This window comes from Microbacterium paulum (assembly GCF_015707995.1).
Classification (GTDB): Bacteria; Actinomycetota; Actinomycetes; order Actinomycetales; family Microbacteriaceae; genus Microbacterium; species Microbacterium paulum.
Map to the genome: position 1 here is coordinate 1 of NZ_JAAGRY010000021.1, position 17,965 is coordinate 17,965.

At 72.8% G+C, this 17,965-nt stretch carries 15 protein-coding genes, 1 tRNA gene and 1 pseudogene; 6 read left to right on the forward strand and 11 right to left on the reverse strand.

Annotation, left to right across the window (positions count from 1 at the left end; genetic code table 11):
• The 8 genes from G3N18_RS06750 to G3N18_RS06785 all read right to left on the reverse strand — a co-directional run.
• Nucleotides 1-314: hypothetical protein (locus tag G3N18_RS06750; RefSeq protein WP_196383550.1), on the reverse strand; the 314-nt coding region annotated here is incomplete at its 3' end.
• Nucleotides 315-472: 158 nt separating this feature from the next.
• Nucleotides 473-1,429: a homoserine kinase gene (gene thrB, locus G3N18_RS06755; protein WP_196383551.1), complete on the reverse strand. Its 957-nt coding sequence runs from the start codon at nucleotides 1,427-1,429 to the stop codon at nucleotides 473-475.
• Nucleotides 1,426-2,496 carry a threonine synthase gene (gene thrC, locus G3N18_RS06760; protein ID WP_196383552.1) on the reverse strand — a complete coding sequence of 357 codons (1,071 nt, stop codon included), beginning with the start codon at nucleotides 2,494-2,496 and terminating at the stop codon, nucleotides 1,426-1,428. The genes thrB and thrC overlap by 4 nt, the downstream gene beginning before the upstream one ends.
• A 30-nt stretch (nucleotides 2,497-2,526) precedes the next feature.
• Nucleotides 2,527-3,858: a homoserine dehydrogenase gene (locus tag G3N18_RS06765; RefSeq protein ID WP_196383553.1), complete on the reverse strand. Its 1,332-nt coding sequence runs from the start codon at nucleotides 3,856-3,858 to the stop codon at nucleotides 2,527-2,529.
• Complete coding sequence (lysA, locus tag G3N18_RS06770) at nucleotides 3,855-5,273, reverse strand: diaminopimelate decarboxylase (RefSeq protein WP_196383554.1); 1,419 nt, start codon at nucleotides 5,271-5,273, stop codon at nucleotides 3,855-3,857. Before lysA ends, G3N18_RS06765 begins: the two co-directional genes overlap by 4 nt.
• A 207-nt stretch (nucleotides 5,274-5,480) precedes the next feature.
• Nucleotides 5,481-6,320 carry an LmeA family phospholipid-binding protein gene (locus G3N18_RS06775; RefSeq protein ID WP_196383555.1) on the reverse strand — a complete coding sequence of 280 codons (840 nt, stop codon included), beginning with the start codon at nucleotides 6,318-6,320 and terminating at the stop codon, nucleotides 5,481-5,483.
• A 4-nt stretch (nucleotides 6,321-6,324) separates the two neighbouring features.
• Nucleotides 6,325-7,992, reverse strand: a complete 1,668-nt coding sequence (argS, locus tag G3N18_RS06780) for an arginine--tRNA ligase (protein WP_196383556.1) — start codon at nucleotides 7,990-7,992, stop codon at nucleotides 6,325-6,327.
• Nucleotides 7,993-8,068: 76 nt separating this feature from the next.
• Nucleotides 8,069-8,923 carry a transglutaminase domain-containing protein gene (locus G3N18_RS06785; RefSeq protein ID WP_196383557.1) on the reverse strand — a complete coding sequence of 285 codons (855 nt, stop codon included), beginning with the start codon at nucleotides 8,921-8,923 and terminating at the stop codon, nucleotides 8,069-8,071.
• A gap of 91 nt (nucleotides 8,924-9,014) precedes the next feature.
• Here G3N18_RS06785 and G3N18_RS06790 point away from each other — a divergent pair, with 91 nt between their 5' ends.
• Nucleotides 9,015-9,782: an SGNH/GDSL hydrolase family protein gene (locus G3N18_RS06790; protein ID WP_196383558.1), complete on the forward strand. Its 768-nt coding sequence runs from the start codon at nucleotides 9,015-9,017 to the stop codon at nucleotides 9,780-9,782.
• A gap of 16 nt (nucleotides 9,783-9,798) precedes the next feature.
• Nucleotides 9,799-9,874, forward strand: a tRNA-Arg gene (locus G3N18_RS06795).
• Nucleotides 9,875-9,968: 94 nt separating this feature from the next.
• On the opposite strand, the pseudogene G3N18_RS06800 reads toward G3N18_RS06795, so the two are convergent.
• Nucleotides 9,969-10,754: pseudogene (locus tag G3N18_RS06800) on the reverse strand (EamA family transporter); the annotation flags it as partial.
• Nucleotides 10,755-10,793: 39 nt separating this feature from the next.
• On the opposite strand from G3N18_RS06800, the gene G3N18_RS06805 reads away from it, so the two are divergent.
• The 3 genes from G3N18_RS06805 (at nucleotide 10,794) to G3N18_RS06815 (ending at nucleotide 13,865) form a co-directional block, all read left to right on the forward strand.
• Entirely contained in the window at nucleotides 10,794-11,339 is a 546-nt protein-coding gene (locus G3N18_RS06805) for a MarR family transcriptional regulator (protein ID WP_196383559.1), read from the forward strand.
• Between the two features lie 139 nt (nucleotides 11,340-11,478).
• Complete coding sequence (locus G3N18_RS06810; RefSeq protein ID WP_196383587.1) at nucleotides 11,479-11,706, forward strand: hypothetical protein; 228 nt, start codon at nucleotides 11,479-11,481, stop codon at nucleotides 11,704-11,706.
• Nucleotides 11,707-11,759: 53 nt separating this feature from the next.
• Nucleotides 11,760-13,865 carry a bifunctional lysylphosphatidylglycerol flippase/synthetase MprF gene (locus G3N18_RS06815; RefSeq protein ID WP_196383560.1) on the forward strand — a complete coding sequence of 702 codons (2,106 nt, stop codon included), beginning with the start codon at nucleotides 11,760-11,762 and terminating at the stop codon, nucleotides 13,863-13,865.
• Between the two features lie 76 nt (nucleotides 13,866-13,941).
• On the opposite strand, the gene trmB is transcribed toward G3N18_RS06815, so the two are convergent.
• Together trmB and G3N18_RS06825 are read right to left on the reverse strand one after the other, a co-directional pair.
• Nucleotides 13,942-14,661 carry a tRNA (guanosine(46)-N7)-methyltransferase TrmB gene (gene trmB, locus G3N18_RS06820; RefSeq protein WP_230403957.1) on the reverse strand — a complete coding sequence of 240 codons (720 nt, stop codon included), beginning with the start codon at nucleotides 14,659-14,661 and terminating at the stop codon, nucleotides 13,942-13,944.
• A gap of 155 nt (nucleotides 14,662-14,816) precedes the next feature.
• Nucleotides 14,817-15,683: a DUF3097 domain-containing protein gene (locus G3N18_RS06825; protein ID WP_196383562.1), complete on the reverse strand. Its 867-nt coding sequence runs from the start codon at nucleotides 15,681-15,683 to the stop codon at nucleotides 14,817-14,819.
• 222 nt (nucleotides 15,684-15,905) lie between these two features.
• Here G3N18_RS06825 and G3N18_RS16310 point away from each other — a divergent pair, with 222 nt between their 5' ends.
• The gene (locus G3N18_RS16310) at nucleotides 15,906-17,939 is read left to right on the forward strand and encodes a TPM domain-containing protein (RefSeq protein WP_338038345.1); all 2,034 of its coding nucleotides are present in this window, start codon (nucleotides 15,906-15,908) and stop codon (nucleotides 17,937-17,939) included.
• The last annotated feature ends 26 nt before the right edge of the window (nucleotides 17,940-17,965 follow it).

A 17,965-nucleotide genomic window follows, 5' to 3' on the forward strand; every position in this document is an offset into this window, starting at 1 on the left:
GGAGCCTCGGCGGCCGCAGCCTCGGGCTCGGCGGCTGCGGTCGCATCGTCGGCGACCGGCGCCTCGGCGGCAGGCGCGTCCGCGGCGACGGGCGCCTCGGCATCCGTCGTCTCGAGCTCGGCGACGGGGGCCTCAGCAACGGGGGCCTCAGCGGCGGGCTCAGCCTCGGCGGCGGGCTCAGCCTCGGCGGCGGGCTCTTCAGCGACGGGCGCCTCGGGCTCAGCCGGGGTCTCGGTGGTTTCGACAGCCTGGGTCGCCGCTTCTTCGCGTGCGACGTCGATGTCTTCGATCGGGGTCTCGGAGAGTGACTCCACGAGGTCTCCTTCAGGGTGAGGTGGACAGACAGATCCGCACAGACGCCGTCCACGATGGGCGCTCACCCGTCGCGTCTCAGCGCCCGGTCAGGGCAGCGAGGAACACGTGAGTGACTATGCAGGGGTTCGCAGAATTGCGACGGAGGCCAGATTCACGGCTAGACCGGGGAACCCTCCGTATGGTCCCTCACTGTACCACCCTTGACATCGACGGCGAGCATGAGGGGTTCCCACGGTGTGTCTGAGACGGATGCCGCGACGCGCGCCGCGTCGAGCCGGCGGCCCGGCCCGTCGGCGAGCACCAGCACGCTCGGCCCCGCCCCCGAGACGACCGCGGCGAACCCCTCGGCGCGCAGCGCCCGCACGAGCGCGTCGGTCGCGGGCATGGCCTGCGCACGGTACGACTGGTGCAGCTTGTCTTCGGTCGCGGCCAGAAGCAGTTCAGGGCTCTGCGTGAGCGCGGCGATCAGCAGCGCCGAGCGAGACACGTTGAACACGGCGTCTTCGCGGGGCACCTGCAGCGGCGCGAGCCCGCGCGCGACCGAGGTCGACATCGTGAACTCGGGCACGAACACGAGCGGAGAGACGCCGCGGTGCACGAGCAGCTTTTTGTGCTGCGGGCCGTTCTCGTCGATCCACGCGATCGTGAGACCGCCGAACAGGGCCGGAGCGACGTTGTCGGGGTGACCCTCGAGCTCGGTCGCGAGCCGCAGCAGCGTGTCGGGGCCGAACTCGACCTCGCCCGCGAGCAGGCCCTTGGCCGCCAGCAGCCCCGCGACCACGGCGGCGCCCGACGAGCCCATGCCGCGGCCGTGCGGGATCGTGTTGCGCGCCTCGAGCCGGATGCCGGGCAGCTCCCGCCCGACCGCCTCGAACGCGTACGCCATCGAACGGACGACGAGGTGCGAGGCATCCGTCGGCACCTCGCCCGCACCCTCGCCCGTGACGTGGATCTCGAGACCGGGCTCGGGGAGCGCCGTGACGACGAGCTCGTCGTACACGCTCAGCGCGAGGCCGAGCGTGTCGAAGCCGGGGCCGAGGTTCGCACTGGTGGCCGGCACGCGCACGGCGACCGCGCGGGCTCCGGCGGGCTCGAAGGCGGCGGGCACGGTCATGCCAGGTCGAGCACCGAGGCGACCTCGGAGGTCGAGGCGTCGACGACGGTCGGCGTGACCTCGCTGCCGTCGGCGTTGCGCAGCGCCCACTGCGGGTCTTTCAGACCGTGGCCGGTGACGGTGAGTACGACGGTCGCACCGGCGGGCACGACGCCCGCCTCGGCACGGTCGAGCAGGCCGGCGACGCTGATCGCCGACGCCGGCTCGACGAAGACGCCGGCGGTGTCGGCGAGCAGCTTCTGCGCGACGAGGATGCGCTCGTCGTCGATGGCGCCGAACCAGCCGTCGGTCGCGTCACGCGCCTCGAGGGCGAGTTCCCACGAGGCGGGGTTGCCGATGCGGATCGCCGAGGCGATCGTCTCGGGGTTGCGCACGACCTCGCCGCGCACGAGCGGCGCCGAGCCCTCGGCCTGGAAGCCGAACATGCGCGGCACGCGGGTGGAGACGCCGCGCTCGGCCTCTTCGCGGTAGCCGCGCGTGTAGGCCGTGTAGTTGCCGGCGTTGCCCACCGGGATGAAGTGGAAGTCGGGGGCGTCGCCCAGCTGCGACACGATCTCGTACGCCGCCGTCTTCTGGCCCTCGATGCGGTCGGGGTTGACCGAGTTGACGAGGTGCACGGGGTAGTTGTCGGCGAGCTCGCGCGCGATCTCGAGGCAGTCGTCGAAGTTGCCGCGCACCTGGATGAGCCGGCCGCCGTGGATGACGGCCTGGCTGAGCTTGCCCATGGCGATCTTGCCCTCGGGCACGAGCACCGCCGCCGTGATGCCCGCGTGCGCCGCGTAGGCGGCGGCCGAGGCCGACGTGTTGCCGGTCGAGGCGCAGATGACGGCCTTCGCGCCGTGCTCGACGGCGCGCGAGAGCGCCACCGTCATGCCGCGGTCCTTGAACGAGCCCGTGGGGTTCATGCCCTCGAACTTGACGAAAACCTTCGCGCCGGTCATCGCCGACAGCGCCGCCGCCGGAATGAGCGGCGTGCCGCCCTCGCCGAGGGTGACGACGGTCGAGGATTCGGTGACCCCCAGACGGTCGGCGTATTCGCGCAGGACTCCCTGCCAGACGTGTGCCATGTCAGTCTCCTTCTGCCGGCGGGGCCGGTCTCAATCGCCTTCGACGCGCAGCACCGAGACGATCCGATCGACGACGCCGCTGGCGGCGAGCCGATCGACCGTCTCGCTGAGATCCTGCTCGAGCGCGCGGTGGGTTCCGATGACGATGCGGGCGGTGCCCGATTCGCCGTTTGCCTGTGTGATCACGGTCTGCAGCGCGGTCGCGATCGACACGCGCCCCTCGGCGAGGATGCCGGCGACGGTGGCGAGCACGCCCGGCTCGTCGGCCACTTCGAGGGTGATCTGGTAGCGCGTGGTCACGCGGCCGACCGGCAGCACCGGAAGGTTCGCGCGGGTCGACTCGCCCACCCCGACGCCGCCGGCGATGTGCCGGCGCGCGGCCGAGACGACGTCGCCGAGCACGGCCGAGGCGGTCTGCACGCCGCCGGCGCCCGCGCCGTAGAACATCAGGTTGCCCGCGGCCTCGGCCTGCACGAACACGGCGTTGTTCGCGCCGTGCACCGAGGCGAGCGGGTGCTCGCGCGAGATCAGCGCCGGGTAGACCCGCACCGAGATCGCCTCGCCCGTCGGCGCCTCATCCGACACCTCGACCTGCAGCCGCTCGCACACGGCGAGGAGTTTGATGACGTAGCCGGCGCGGCGCGCGGCATCCATCATCTGCGCGTCGACGTTCGTGATGCCCTCGCGGTGCACCGCGCCCAGCGGCACCGCCGTGTGGAAGGCGAGGGATGCCAGGATCGCGGCCTTCTGCGCCGCGTCGAACCCCTCGATGTCGGCGGTGGGGTCGGCTTCGGCGTAGCCGAGCGCCTGGGCGTCGGCGAGCACGTCGGCGAAGTCGCTGCCCTCGCGGTCCATCCGGTCGAGGATGTAGTTCGTCGTGCCGTTGACGATGCCCATGATCCGCTGCACGCGGTCACCGGCGAGCGAGTCGCGCAGGGGCCGGATGATCGGGATCGCGCCCGCCGCGGCCGCCTCGTAGTACACCGACGCGCCGACCTGGTCGGCGGCGTCGAAGATCTCGGGCCCGTGCGTGGCGAGCAGGGCCTTGTTCGCGGTGACGACATCGGCGCCCGACCCGAGCGCGAGGAGGATCTGCGAGCGGGCGGGCTCGATGCCGCCCATCAGCTCGATCACGATGTCGGCGCCGACGATGAGCTCCTCGGCATCCGTCGTCAGCAGCTCGCGCGGCAGCTCGGCGTCGCGCGGCGCGTCGGGGTCGCGCACGGCGATGCCGACGAGATCGAGCGCGGCACCGGCGCGGTCGGCCAGTTCGTCGCCGTGGCGCAGCAGCAGGTCGGCGACCTGCGAGCCCACGGCGCCCGCGCCGAGCAGAGCCACGCGCAGACGTCGGTAATCGGTCATGCGGAGGCCTCCGGTGTCGGGCGGTGCACGCCGAGGTCGCGCGCCAGCAGGTCGTCAATGGTCTCGCCGCGCACGATCACGCGGGCCTCGCCGCCCGAGACGGCGACCACGGGCAGGCGCGGCGCGTAGTTGTAGTTGCTCGCGAGCGAGAAGCAGTAGGCGCCCGTCGCGGGGACGGCCAGCAGGTCGCCGGGGGCGACGTCGCCCGGCAGGTATTCGGCGTCGACGACGATGTCGCCCGACTCGCAGTGCCGGCCGACGACGCGGGCGAGGGCGGGCGCGGCATCCGATACGCGCGACGCGATGCGCGCGGAGTACTGCGCGCCGTACAGCGCCGGGCGGGCGTTGTCGCTCATGCCGCCGTCCACGCTCACGTACAGCCGAGTGAGCGCGTCGGTCGCCTGCACGGGCTTGGTGGTGCCGACTTCGTAGAGGGTCACCCCTGCCGTTCCGACGATCGCGCGGCCCGGCTCGAAGGCAAGGGCGGGCACCGGAATGCCGCGGCGCGCGCACTCGGTCGCGACGGCGTCCACGATGCCCTCGGCGAGCTCTTCGATCGGCGTCGGGGTGTCGACCGAGGTGTAGGCGATGCCGAAGCCGCCGCCGAGGTTCAGCACCGGAACGGGGCCGCCCGCCAGCAGTCGCTCGTGCACGTCGAGCAGACGGGCCGCCGACTCGCGGAACCCGTCGACGCCGAAGATCTGCGAGCCGATGTGGCAGTGCAGACCACCGAAGTCGAGGCTCGGCAGCTCGCGGATGCGAGCGACGACCTCTTCGGCGCGCGCGAGCGCGATGCCGAACTTCTGGTCTTCGTGGGCCGTCGCGAGAAAGTCGTGGGTCTCGGCATGCACGCCGCTGTTGACGCGCAGGCGCACCGACTGACGGATGCCGCGGCGTGCCGCCTCGGCGGCGACGCGTTCGATCTCGATGTCGCTGTCGAGGATGATCGAACCGACACCGACCTCGATCGCCCGCGCGATCTCGGCGACCGACTTGTTGTTGCCGTGGAAGCCGATGCGGGCCGGGTCGGCGCCTCCGGCGAGCGCGACGGCGAGCTCTCCCCCGGTGGCGACGTCGACGGCGAGGCCCTCGCCCGTCACCCAGCGGACGACGTCGGCGGAGAGGAACGCCTTGCCCGCGTAATAGACGTGCGCGGTCGTGCCGTGCCGGGCGGCGGCGTCGTCGAAGGCGGCGCGGGCACCCCGCGCGCGGGCGCGCACCTCGTCTTCGTCGAGCACGTAGAGCGGCGTGCCGAACTGCGCGTGCAGGTCGCTCGCGGCAACACCGCCGAGCACCAGTTCGCCACTCGCGGCGCGGTGCGCGCTGCGCGGCCACACCTGCGCGGCGAGCGCATTCGCGTCGTCTGGCACCACGAGCCACTCCGGCACGAGCGGACTGTCGGAAGAGGCGGACACGCGGAGCAAACCAATCGGGGTGGAGGCCACGGGAGGGCGCTCGCGCGCCACCTGCCCGTCAGATGTGCGACAAGTCTAGGGCACCGGTGCATGCCGCCCCGCGTATGGGAAGAGCGCCCAGCGGCGCCCCCGCGAAACCGCACAATTGCACCGTTCGGGGTGCGTCAGGCGTGCACTTGTGTGTTCTCGACGCGCCGACGCGAGCGGTCAGGCGCAGGTGCCGTTCTGCTGCAGCGCGGCGTCGGTGACGATCGCACCGTCGACATCGAAGTCAGCGACCACGGTCTGCCCCGCCACGCGCACGCCCAACAGGGTGATGCCGGCCGGCAGGTACTGCGCGACGCAGACGTCCCAATCACGTACCACCGTGCGGGCGACCGCGCCGAACTGATCGACGAGCGCCTCGGCCGGCACCTCGGCATCCCCCGCCTTCAGCGTGTCGGGGGTGAGCACCAACTGGCCGGCAGACGCGCTCGGCGTGAGGCCGACACCGATCGGAACGGTGAGCGCGAACAGCTGCAGATCCATCGCGACCTCGACGTGCGGCTCGGCAAGGCTGACGGTGCTCGCCGGAAAGCCGTCGACCGTCGAGAGCAGAGCCTGCAACTGCGACTGGTCGAGCGTCACCTGCGCGCTCGCACTGTCGACGGGCGCATCGCCGCGCACCGGAACGCCCGAGGCGTGCACGACGACGTCACCGCTGAGCTGACCGAACGGCACATCGGCGCTCGAGACGGTCAGCTGATCGAAGCGCCCCGAGATCAGCTGCGGCAGCACCTGACCCGGAATGTCGACGTCGATCTGCTGGTCGGCCGGCAGGTCGAGCTGCTGCACCACCTGCTCGCGGATCGTGCGCTCGACGATGCCGCGGGCGATGTACTCCCCGGCGAACCACGCACCCACGGCGAGGGCGGCGACCGCGAGCACGGCGACCAGCCACGGCCAACGGCGGTGGCGTCGAGGCGCGGGCGCCGAGGCATCCGTCTGCAGGATCCACGTCGCGCTCGGGTCGGGCAGCGGCTGGGTCGGATGCTCGTCGGCGCTCATCGGGTCACATCCGTTCGGGAGCGCTGACGCCGAGCAGGTCGAGGCCGTTGCGGAGCACCTGGCCGGTGGCGTCGTTCAACCACAGGCGCGTGCGGTGCACGTCGTCGACGGGCGCGTCGCCGAGCGGGATGACCCGGCAGTTGTCGTACCACTTGTGGTAGAGCCCGGCGAGCTCTTCGAGATAGCGCGCGACGCGGTGCGGCTCGCGCGTCTCTGCGGCGAAGGCGACGACGCGCGGGAACTCCTGCAACGCGCCGAGCAGCGCCGACTCGGTCTCGTGGGTGAGGAGCTCCGGCGCGAAGACGCTCCGGTCGACGCCCGACGCGGCGGCGTTCCGCGCCACGTTGTGCGTGCGCGCGTGGGCGTACTGCACGTAGAAGACAGGGTTGTCGTTCGTGCGCTTGGTGAGCACGTCGGGGTCGAGCGTGAGCGGCGAATCGGCGGGGTAACGGGCGAGCGAATAGCGCAAGGCATCCGTCCCCAGCCAGTCGCGCAGGTCGTCGAGCTCGATGATGTTGCCCGCGCGCTTGGACAGCCGCGCGCCGTTGACCGACACGAGCTGACCGATCAGCACCTCGATGTCCTTTTCGGGGTCGTCACCGGCCGCGCCGGCGAGCGCCTTCAGGCGGTGCACGTAACCGTGGTGGTCGGCGCCGAGCAGGTAGATCTTGTGATGGAACCCGCGGTCGCTCTTGTTCAGGTAGTACGCGGCGTCGGCGGCGAAGTAGGTGTACTCGCCGTTCGAGCGGCGGATGACCCGGTCTTTGTCGTCGCCGAAATCGGTCGTCCGCACCCACACGGCACCGTCGGCCTCGAAGACGTGGCCCTGGGCGCGCAGGCGCTCGACGGCCTCGTCGACGAGGCTCGGCTCGCCGCCCTCTCCGCGGGCGTGGAGCGTACGCTCGCTGAAGAACACGTCGAAGTGCACGTTGAACTTCACGAGCGAGTCCTGCAGGTCGGCGAGCTGCAGCGCGTAGGCCCGGTCGCGGGCCTCGAGCACCTGCTGGTCGGCGGGCAGAGCGAGGATGCCGGGGACTTCGGCCTCGACGCGGCGGGCGAGCTCGTCGATGTACGAGCCGGGGTAGCCGTCTTCGGGGGTCGGCTCGCCCTTGATCGCCGCGAGCACCGAGCGGCCGAACCGGTCCATCTGGGCACCTGCGTCGTTGACGTAGAACTCGCGCACGAGCGTCGCGCCGCTCGCCAGCAGCACACGGGCGATCGCATCGCCGAGCGCCGCCCAGCGGGTGTGGCCGATGTGCATGGGCCCGGTCGGGTTGGCCGACACGAACTCGAGGTTGATCGACTGGCCGCGCTGGGTGTCGTTCGTGCCGTAGGCGGCGCCCGCCTCGACGATCGTCTTCGCGAGGGCGCCGGCGGCAGCGGCATCCAACCGGATGTTGATGAACCCGGGACCGGCGACCTCGACCGACGCGACACCCGGGGTCTCGGCGAGCGCGTCGGCGATCTCTTGCGCGAACTCGCGCGGGTTCGCCCCGACCGCCTTGCCGAGCTTCAGAGCGGCGTTGGAGGCCCAGTCGCCGTGGTCGCGGTTGCGCGGGCGCTCGAGGGGCAGGTCGGCGGCGGTCAGCCCCGCGCTCGACCCCTCGCGTCGGGCCTCGGCGAGCGGGGCGATGACGGCGAGCAGGGCTTCGGCAAGGGCATCAGGATTCATAGCCCGTCAAGTCTACGGGCGCGGGCTGTGCGCGCCCCGACGGGGCCGGGCGGGGCCGTACGGACCGGGCGACCGGTCAGGCGAGCTGGACGAGCTCGGCGAAGTCGTCGAGGGCGGGGTCGGATGCCGCGGCGGCGGCATCGTGCGCGGCGGCGGCCTCGGCGTACGCGCCGTCATCGGGCACGACGACCGCGTCGACGCGCATGCGCTCGAGCCCCACGTAGCCGCCGTGATAGCTGAGGAACGCGCAGTCGGCGGCGTCGCGGCCAGTGGCGATACGCACGAGCGAGCGGCGGTTGCTCAGCCGCGTCGCGTCGATCACGTACCAACTGCCGTCGAGGTACGCCTCGGCGACGGCGTGGAAGTCCATCGGGCGAAGGCCCGGCGCGTAGCAGGCGGCGTAGCGGGCGGGCATGTCCATGGCGCGCAGCAGCGCGATCACGACGTGGGCGTAGTCACGGCAGACGCCCTGGCCGGTCATGAGGGTCGTCACGGCCGAGTCGGTGCCCTGGCTGAGCCCGGGCGTGTACGTGGTGCTCGTCGCGACGAATTCGCTCACCGCGGCGATGAGCTCGAATCCCTGCAGGCCGCGGAACTGACGCCGCGCCTGCGAGAACACCTCGTCGGACTGGCAATACCGGCTCGGGCGCAGGTAGGTGATGGCTTCGAGGTCGCTCGTCGCGCGCTGCGCGACGTGGCCCTCGATGAGCGCTTCGTAACGCACTTCGAGCCGGCCCGCGTCGCTCTGCAGGCGGTGCAGGCGGCTGCCGGACTGGTCGATGATCTCGGTCGGCGTGTACACGCGATCGCCCTGGCTGAACGTGAGTTCCTCACGCAGCACGGGCGCCGGTTGGGCCGCCGCGATCTGAAAAATGAGGTCGACGGAGGCGCCCAGTTCCAGGTCGAGTTCGGCGGTCACGATGCGTTGCACCGAAGTATCCTCGCACGCCGCGAGGGGCGCGGTGAACGCCCTGTTTCGCGGGCCGTTCCCGCACGGGCTCGGCGTGCCTTACCCTCGACGCATGCAGCCCGCCGCGCGCCCTCCCCGTCGCGGCCGGGCGTGGGCGCTGGCGGCGGTCGCGGCGGCCGTTCTGGCCGTCGCCGCGGCCGCGATGCTGCCACCCGGGGCGAGCGCCCCGACGCCTGAAGCGGTCGTCGCCGCCGGGCCCGGAACGCTCGCCGTGGCCTCGACTCCCGCGCTCCTCGACCTCCCCGCGCAGCCCACGGTGCTGGTCTTCGGCGACTCGTGGACCTACGGCTCCGCGGCATCCGACCCCACCCTCGGCTACGCGTACGTCGTCGCGGGAATGACCGGGTGGACGACGATCGTCGACGGCGTACGCGGCTCGGGATATCTCAAGCCCGGGCTCGACGGCCCCGACTTCGGCACCCGCATCGCCGCGCTCGACCCGCAGCTGCAGCCCGACCTCGTGATCGTGCAGGGTTCGATCAACGACCGGCGCGAGAGCGCGGACGGGTACCGCGCGGCGGCGGATGCCGCGTGGGACGCCCTCGCCGCGATCTATCCGCACGCGCAGATCGTGATCCTCGGGCCCGCCCCGCAGGTGCTGCCGGTCGAGGCGGCGACGGCGCGGATCGACCGCGACCTCGCGGGCGCCGCCGCCGCGCGCGGCTGGTGGTACGTCTCGCCGATCGGCGAGCAGTGGATCACCCCGGCGAACTACTCCGACGTGATCGACACCGGCGCGGGCCGCGACCACCCCTCCACGGCGGGGCACCGCTACCTCGCCGAGCGGCTGGCCGCGGCGGTCGCAGCCATCACGCGGTGATACTCTCGATCGGTACGCCTCCGTAGCTCAGGGGATAGAGCGTTGGTTTCCGGTACCAAAGGTCGCAGGTTCGATTCCTGTCGGGGGCACCACTTTCACTGATCGCGTTCGGCGACCGCCGACGCCGAGGGCGACGCCCGTGACGACGAGGGCGACCCCGAGCGCTTGCACGACGCCGAAGGGTTCCCCGGCGACGACCACTCCGAGGGCGACGCCGGTGAGCGGGTTCAGCAGCCCCAGAAGCCCCACGGTTCCGGCGGGAAGGCGCTGCAGACCGGTGAACCAGGCCCCGTACGCGACCACGGTCGCCACCAGGATGACGTACACGAAACCCGCCGCCGCGGGCGGGTCGAGGGCCGGCGGCAGCCCCTCGACGAGCACCGCGAACGGCAGCAGCAGCAGGCCGCCCGCGGTCAACTGCCACGCCGTCATCGTGAGCGGCGGCACGCCCCGCCCCCACCGCACGGTGAGCACGAACCCGAGCGACGACGACAGCATCGCCCCGACCGAGGCGGCGACACCCCACGGATCGATGGCGCCGAAGCCCGGCGCCATCATGACCGCCACTCCTGCGATGCCGACCACCGCACCGACCACGGCGGCGAGCCGCGGGCGCTGGCGCAGCACGAACCACCCCATCAGCAGCATCGCGGCGGCCGAGGTCGACATGACCGTCGCCGCGATGCTCGTCGGCAGTCGCAGCGCCGCGACGTAGACGAGCACGTTCAGACCGCCGACGGTGAGCGCCCCGAGCACGGCAGAGCGCCACCACCACGCCCCGCGCGGCAGCCGCCGCACGGCCAGCAGAAGCAGGATGCCGGCGGGCAGGCACCGGATCACCGCTCCCCAGATCGGGCTGTCGGCGGGCAGCAGGTGCCGGGTCACGAAATAGGTGGACCCCCACGCGATGGGCGCGACGGCGGTGAGGGCGATCCAGGGCGCCGCGGCGCCGGAGTGAGATTTATCTTCCATGGAAGTAATAATATCTTTCGCGGAAGGTATTATTCCCGCGTGACGACTTCACCCCTTTCCGCGGCGCCGGGCGCCGCCGACCACGTCGATGTCGTGCAGGCGCAGTGGCGGCGAGTGCGCCCCGACCTCGACGTCGCACCGCTCGGCGTCATCGGCCGCCTGCACCGGGTCGCCGCGGCGCTCACCGAACGTCTCGTCGAGACCTATGCGCAGTTCGGACTGAGCGAAGCCGAGTTCGACCTGCTCGCCACCCTGCGCCGTTCGGGCGCGCGGGGCGAGCTGCCCGCCGGCGAGCTCGCCGCCCATACCATGGTGACCACCGGCGGGCTCACCAAGCGCGTCGACCGGCTCGCCGCGCGCGGACTCGTCGCACGCACCGGCGCGGACGACGACGGACGACGGCGCCTCGTGCGCCTCACCCCGGCGGGCCGCGCCCTCATCGACGACGCGATGGCGGCGCACGTCGCGAACGAGCGCCGCCTGCTCGACGAGCTCGGCGACGCGGATGCCACGGCGCTCGAACCCGTGCTGCGTCGCTGGCTCGGCGCACTCGAGGGGCAGACCGCCGAGCCCCGACCGGCCTGAGCGGGCGCGTCCCGGCGCGACCGGGCACGACCGGGCGTGACCACCGCGTGACCGCGCGCCGCACGGTCATCCTCCCGGCGTAGGCGGATCCTCCCCGGGGCCGATGCGCGGCGACCGCGCCGCTTCGTAGCGTCGAAGCATGGTCACCGCCAGCATCCCGTTCCCCGCTCGCCCCGCCCGCACGGCTCTGTCTGCGGCACGCGTCCGTACCCGCACTCCGCTGCGCGACCGCGTCTCGACGGGCGGCGCGGCGGCGCTGTCGGTCCTCGGGTTGATCGGCCTCGGCGGCGTGCTCGTGCTCGGTCTGCTCGTCGTGCCGATCGCCGCGGCGATCGCGTTCGGGCCGGCGCTGCTCGCCGCTCTGTGACGCGACACGCGCACACGCGAACGAACGTCAGCCGGCCTGGGTACCGTGGAACTATGACGGCGCCCACCGTACCCGCGCGCTCCGCCCGCGTCAGCGGCATCCTCCGCCGCACCATCAGCCGAACGCCCGCCACGATCGCGACGATCCTCGCCGTGCTCGTCGTCGGGGTGGTCTCGCGCGGGCTATGGGAGCCGTTCGTCGAGAGCGCCGGCATGTACACGTGGGCGTACGGCCTGCCCGCCTTCGACGAAGGCCGGTGGTGGACGCCGGTCACCGGCACCTTCTTCGTGGTGCAGCCGCTCGTCTACATTCCGACGCTGATCGCGCTCGGCGCGCTCGGCGCGCTCGAGTTCTTCCGCGGCACGCGCGTCGCACTCGCCTATTTCTGGGTCGGGCAGCTCTTCGGCGTCTTCGCGAGCGCTCTGCTGCTGAGCGTGCTGCGCCTCTTCTCGGAGTGGACCTGGGCGCAAGAGATCGCCAGCACCCTCGACGTCGGCCCGAGCGCGGGGGCCCTCGCCTGCCTCGCCGCCCTCATCGGGCTCGCCCCCGCCCCCTGGCGCACGCGGGGCTGGATGGTGCTGCTCACCGCGGTCATCGTCGCGGTGCTGGTGTTCGGCACGGTCGCCGATCTCGAAGACATCTTCGCGGTGCTGCTGATCCTGGTGGTCGACCGCACCCTGCGCCCGCAGCGCGCGACCGTGCGCGAGCAACGCTTGATCGCCTTCCTCGGCATGCTCGCCTTCATCGCGATCGAAGTGATCCTCGCCCTCGTGCCCACCGACGGCCCGTTCGGCGCCACCGAGCCGCTCAGCGGCAGCTTCTGGTCGACCGCGATCGACGTCGTGGTCGTCGTCGTGATCGCCAACGGCCTGCTGCAGGCGCGCCGCTGGGCGTGGGTGATCGCGATCATCCTGATGTCGATCAACGTGCTCAGCGCGATCGGGCTCGCACTGCTGCTGCCCGCCACCGACGCGCTCGGCCTCGACGTCACCGAGATCGGCACCGTCGAACTCGAGATCGGCACCGGCGCGCTGTCGCTGCTCATGCTCATCTACCTCATCAGCGTGCGCGGCGCGTTCGCGCGACACCGCCGCACGACCCTCGGCGGCGGCGCCGAGCCGACCGTCGCCGAGGCATCCGCGATGCTGCGCCAGTCGGGCGGCAGCACCCTGTCGTGGATGACGACGTGGAACGGCAACGACTACCTGCGCACCTCGACGGGCATCGTGACCTTCCAGAAGCGCGTCGGCACGGTGATCGCCCTCGCCGACCCGCTCGGCCCCGCGGAGGGGCGCGCGCAGTCGGTCGCGGAGTTCATCCACGCCGCCGAGCACGCCGGGCTCGTGCCCTGCTTCTTCAGCGCCGGCGAGACGGTGCGCGCTGCCGTGCCCGACACGTGGCGCTCGCTCGTCGTGGCCGACGACACGATCGTCGACCTGCCCGGGCTCGCCTTCACGGGCAAGGCGTGGAACTCGGTGCGCACCTCGATGAACAAGGCCGGGCGCGAAGACATGACCTTCCGCCTCACGCGCCTCGCCGACGAGCCGTGGGGCGTGCGCGCGCAGCTGAACGCCATCTCGGAGCAGTGGGTCGGCGACAAAGACCTGCCCGAGATGCGCTTCACCCTCGGCACGCTCGCCGAAGCCGACGACCCCGAGGTGCGCATCGCCCTCGCGATCGACCCGCACGGCACGGTCGACGGTTTTCTGTCGTGGCTGCCGATCTACGGCGACGACCCCGAGACCGGTCAGGGACGCGTGCGCGGGTGGACGCTCGACCTCATGCGCCGCCGCGAGGGCGGTTTCGGCCCCGTGATGGAGTATCTGATCGCCTCGTCGGCGGTCGCCTTCCGCGACGAGGGCGCCGAGATCATGTCGCTGTCGGGCGCTCCCCTGGCCCACGAGTACCCGCCCGAGGCGAGCATGCTGTCGGCGCTGAGCGCGCGCCTGTCGGACGGCCTCGAACCCGTCTACGGTTTTCAGTCACTGCACCGCTTCAAGTCGAAGTTCCAGCCCCGCTACGAGACGCTCTACCTGCTCTTCCGCGACGAGGGCGATCTGCCGCGCATCGGCGCCGCGCTGACCCGGGCCTTCCTTCCGGATGCCACGCCCCGCCAGTTCGCCCGCGCCGGCCTCGAACTCGTGCGCGGCTCGGACTGAGCCGCAAGGCAGACGAGCAGGGCCGGCACGAGCGCCGCGCCGACGAGCGGGCGGCGGGGCGCGACGGCCGCGTGGCTCATGGCCGGGCGGCGTCGTCTGCGGTGACGGGGACGGCCGGGGCCTCGGCGCGGTCGCGTCGACGGTAGACGAGGTCGCGGATGTCGCGGCCCTTGGCCAGACCCTTCCGCTCGAATGCCGTCATCACGCGGCCATCGAACCGGGGGGCCCAGCCGTCGGGGGCGGCATCGAAGGCCGGGGCGAAGTCCTCGGCATCCGTCATCACGTCGCGCATCTGACTGGCATAGTCCTCCCAGTCGGTCGCGAGGCGCAGCAGGCCGCCATCGCGGAGCGCCCGCGCCGCGAGCGGCGGGAACGACGCGTCGATGAGGCGTCGCTTGTGGTGCTTCGACTTGTGCCACGGGTCGGGGAAGAAGATCCAGAGCTCGTCGACACTCGCCTCGGGCAGCAGGTGCTCGAGCACTTCGGGGGCGTTGGCCTCGACGAGCCGCAGGTTCTGCACGCCCGCGCGGTCGGCGTCGAGCATGGTGCGGGCGAGGCCAGCGCGGAACACCTCGACGGCGAGGAAGTCGCGCTCGGGCGAGCCCCCCGCGGCGTGCACGATCGCGTGGCCCTGGCCCGAGCCGATCTCGACGACGAGGGGGGCTGCACGGCCGTAGGTGGCTGCCGGGTCGATCGGGTCGCCGGGACGGATGCTGGTGGCCGCGCGGCCGCGTTCGACCTCGATCAGGTAGAAACCTGAGTGCGCGGCCCAGGCGCGCTCCTGTCCATCGCTCATGCGGCCGCTGCGGCGCACGAACGACACCGGCCGGTCGCGGAAGCGCTCGGCGGCGTCGTCAGGGGTCGTTCCGACGGCGTCGTCAGGGGCGGTCGCGCGGGCATCGTCGGGGGCGGGCTGCGGCATCCGTCCAGGCTACCGGGCGGCCCGGCCGGTCACCGGGTCGGGGCGTCGGGCTCGGCGGTGACGAAATCGATCAGCTCTTCGACGCGGCCGAGCAGGGCCGGGTCGAGGTCGCGATAGCTGCGCACCGAGCCGAGAATGCGCTGCCACGTGCGCGCGATGTCGGCCTGGTCGCGCGCCGGCCAGCCGAGCGCCCGGCTCACGCCGACCTTCCATTCGATACCGCGCGGCACGTCGGGCCAGGCCGCGATCCCGACCGCTTCGGGGCGCACGCACTGCCAGACGTCGATGTGCGGATGCCCCACGATGCGCAGGTGCGCGCCGTGCGGCCCACGCTCGACGGCCTGCGCGATGCGCGACTCCTTCGAGCCCGGCACGAGGTGGTCGACGAGCACGCCGTAGCGCCGCCCCGGCCCCGGGGGTTCGCTCTGCAGCAGGTCGCCGAGGAGGTCGACGCCCTGCAGGTACTCGACGACGACGCCCTCGACGCGCAGGTCGTCGCCCCACACCTTCTCGACGAGTTCGGCGTCGTGGCGGCCCTCGACGAGGATGCGCGAGGGGCGGGCGACCCGGGCGCGCGCCTCGGGCGCCGCGAACGAGCCCGACGCCGTGCGGGCGGGTGCTTTCGCGGCGGCGGGGGCCGGCGGGCCGAGCAGCACCGGCTCACCGTCGATCAGGAACCCGCCGCCGAGGGGGAACAGGCGCCGCTTTCCGAGCCGGTCCTCGAGTTCGACGGTGCCCGACTGCACGCGGGTCACCGCGCCGCAGAAGCCGTCGCCGGCGACCTCGATCACCGTGCCGATGTCGGCGGCGACCTGCGGCACCGCCCGGCGACCGGCATCCCGCCACCCGCTCGCGAGCACATCGCCGCCGTACCTGTCGAACCCGTCGTGAATCATCTCGCCTCCGAATGCGCCACGCTACCGGGCGTGCGCGGCCCCGGCCGGCAGCGACGCCGGGATGGCGCGGTGAAGGTGCGCGCGGCGTGGGCGGCGCGGGGAGGTCGCCGGCGCGCGGCGGCATAGCCGATTCCCATCCCACGGCCTACCCGCGCATACCCGGGGCGGCATAGGATCGGCAAGAGGCCGACGCGGAGGTCTCGTGAAGGAGGGGGGTGCGCCGTGCGCACGCGTCTGATGCTGGCTCTGACCGCTGCCCTCGCGATCGTGTTCGGCGGCGCGGGAGCGGCCCTCGCCACCGCCCCGGTGACCCTCGATTCGGCGCGCGTGCTCGACCAGTCCGGCGTGCTCAGCCAGACCCAGGTCGCGAGCGTCGACAGCGAGCTGCGGTCCCTGTCGACGACGGCGGGCGTCGACCTCTGGGTCGTCTACGTGCCCACGTTCTCCGATCCGACGAGCCCCGAGGGCTGGGCCAACGCAACGGCCGAAGCGAACGGGCTCGGCCCCAATCAGTACCTGCTCGCGATCTCGACCGACGGTCGCCAGTACTGCCTGTCGGGCTACTCGCAGGGGCCCGTGAGCGAAGACCAGCTCGGCCAGATCGAGCAGCAGCGTGTGCGGCCGGCGCTCGCGGGCGGCGACTGGGCGGGCGCTGCCACGGCGGCCGCCGCAGGGCTCGCCGACGCCGTCAAGGGCGGGTCGGGCGGCACCGGCGGCTCGGGGGGAGGCTCGGGCGGCGCACTCGCGCCCATCCTGCTCGTGATCGTCGTGATCGCCCTCGCGGCCCTCGTCATCGTGATCGTGGTGCGCTCGCGCCGCAAGAAGACGCCGGCGGTCACGGGCGGCGCGGCCGGCACGGATGCCCCGCACGACCCGCTCGCCCAGGTGCCCACCGACGAGCTGCGACGCCGCGCCGCGTCGGCGCTCGTCGCGACCGACGACGCCCTGAAGACGAGCGAGCAGGAGCTCGGTTTCGCGCGCGCCCAGTTCGGCGACGCCGCGGCCGCCGAGTTCGCCCAGGCCCTCGCCGACGCGAAGAGCGCCCTCGACCAGGCGTTCGTGCTGCAGCAGCAACTCGACGACGCGACCCCCGACACCGAAGCCGACGTGCGCACCTGGAACGCGCAGATCCTCGACCTGTGCGCGCGCGCCAACGCCGGTCTCGACGAGAAGGCGAAGGCGTTCGACGAGCTGCGTCAGCTCGAGCAGAACGCGCCCGCCGCCCTCGCCCGCGTGCAGGCGCTGCGCGCCGAGGTCGGCGTGCGGCAGCAGCCCGCCGCGGCCGCGCTCGCCGTTCTGCAGGGGGCGTACGCTCCCGCAGCTCTTGCCACGATCGCCGACAATCCGGCCCAGGCCGCGCAAGACCTGGCCTTCGCCGACGCGCAGCTGACCGCCGCGCAGCAGGCGATCACCTCGGGCGATAACGCGGGCGCCGCCGTCGACATCCGCGCCGCCGAAGACGCCGTCGGCCAGGCCGATCTGTTGCAGAAGGCCATCGCCAAGCTCGGCACCGACCTCGGCAAAGCCGAGACCGACGCGGCCGCGCTCATCGCCGACATCGAGCACGACATCGCGACCGCGAGCGGTCTGCCTGACACCGACGGCCGCCTCGCCGGGGTGATCGCGACCACCCGCGGGCAGGTCGACGCGGCCAAGGCGCAGCTGACCGGCCCCGCCAAGCAGCCGATCGCGGCGCTGCAGAGCCTCGACGCGGCGAACGCGCAGATCGACGCGACCCTCGCGGGTGTTCGCGATGCACAGGCGCAGGCCCAGCGCGCCGCGCAGCAACTGAACGCGCTGATGACGCAGGCCCAGGCGCAGGTGTCGGCCGCCGAAGACTTCATCACCTCGCGTCGCGGCGCGATCGGCGCGCAAGCACGCACGCGGCTCGCCGAGGCCGGCGCCTCGCTCGTGCAGGCCCGTCAGCTGCAGCAGACCGACCCGGCCGCGGCCCTCCCCTACGCCCAGCGCGCGAACGACCTCGCCGCGCAGGCGACCCAGGCCGCGCAGGCCGACGTCGGCGCCTTCTCGGGCGGCGGCATGTTCGGCGGCGGCTCGGGCGGGGGCGGCGGCAACATGATGGGCGCCGTGCTCGGCGGCATCGTGATCAACTCGCTGCTGGGCGGCGGTCGTGGCGGCGGCTATGGCGGGGGCAGCCGCGGCGGCTACGGCGGCGGCAGTCGCGGTGGCGGCATGGGCCCCGGCAGCTTCGGCGGCGGCGGCACCCGCAGCCGGCGCGGAGGCGGCCGGTTCTGACCGGCCGGGCCGCGCCGCGTCGCATC

Bases quoted from the DNA above. Each gene is read 5' to 3' on its own strand.
- thrB (WP_196383551.1), bottom strand. From the start codon at position 1,429: ATGACCGTGCCCGCCGCCTTCGAGCCCGCCGGAGCCCGCGCGGTCGCC.
- thrC (WP_196383552.1), bottom strand. From the start codon at position 2,496: ATGGCACACGTCTGGCAGGGAGTCCTGCGCGAATACGCCGACCGTCTG.
- G3N18_RS06765 (WP_196383553.1), bottom strand. From the start codon at position 3,858: ATGACCGATTACCGACGTCTGCGCGTGGCTCTGCTCGGCGCGGGCGCC.
- G3N18_RS06775 (WP_196383555.1), bottom strand. From the start codon at position 6,320: ATGAGCGCCGACGAGCATCCGACCCAGCCGCTGCCCGACCCGAGCGCG.
- argS (WP_196383556.1), bottom strand. From the start codon at position 7,992: ATGAATCCTGATGCCCTTGCCGAAGCCCTGCTCGCCGTCATCGCCCCG.
- G3N18_RS06790 (WP_196383558.1), top strand. From the start codon at position 9,015: ATGCAGCCCGCCGCGCGCCCTCCCCGTCGCGGCCGGGCGTGGGCGCTG.
- G3N18_RS06810 (WP_196383587.1), top strand. From the start codon at position 11,479: ATGGTCACCGCCAGCATCCCGTTCCCCGCTCGCCCCGCCCGCACGGCT.
- G3N18_RS06815 (WP_196383560.1), top strand. From the start codon at position 11,760: ATGACGGCGCCCACCGTACCCGCGCGCTCCGCCCGCGTCAGCGGCATC.
- trmB (WP_230403957.1), bottom strand. From the start codon at position 14,661: ATGAGCGATGGACAGGAGCGCGCCTGGGCCGCGCACTCAGGTTTCTAC.
- G3N18_RS06825 (WP_196383562.1), bottom strand. From the start codon at position 15,683: ATGATTCACGACGGGTTCGACAGGTACGGCGGCGATGTGCTCGCGAGC.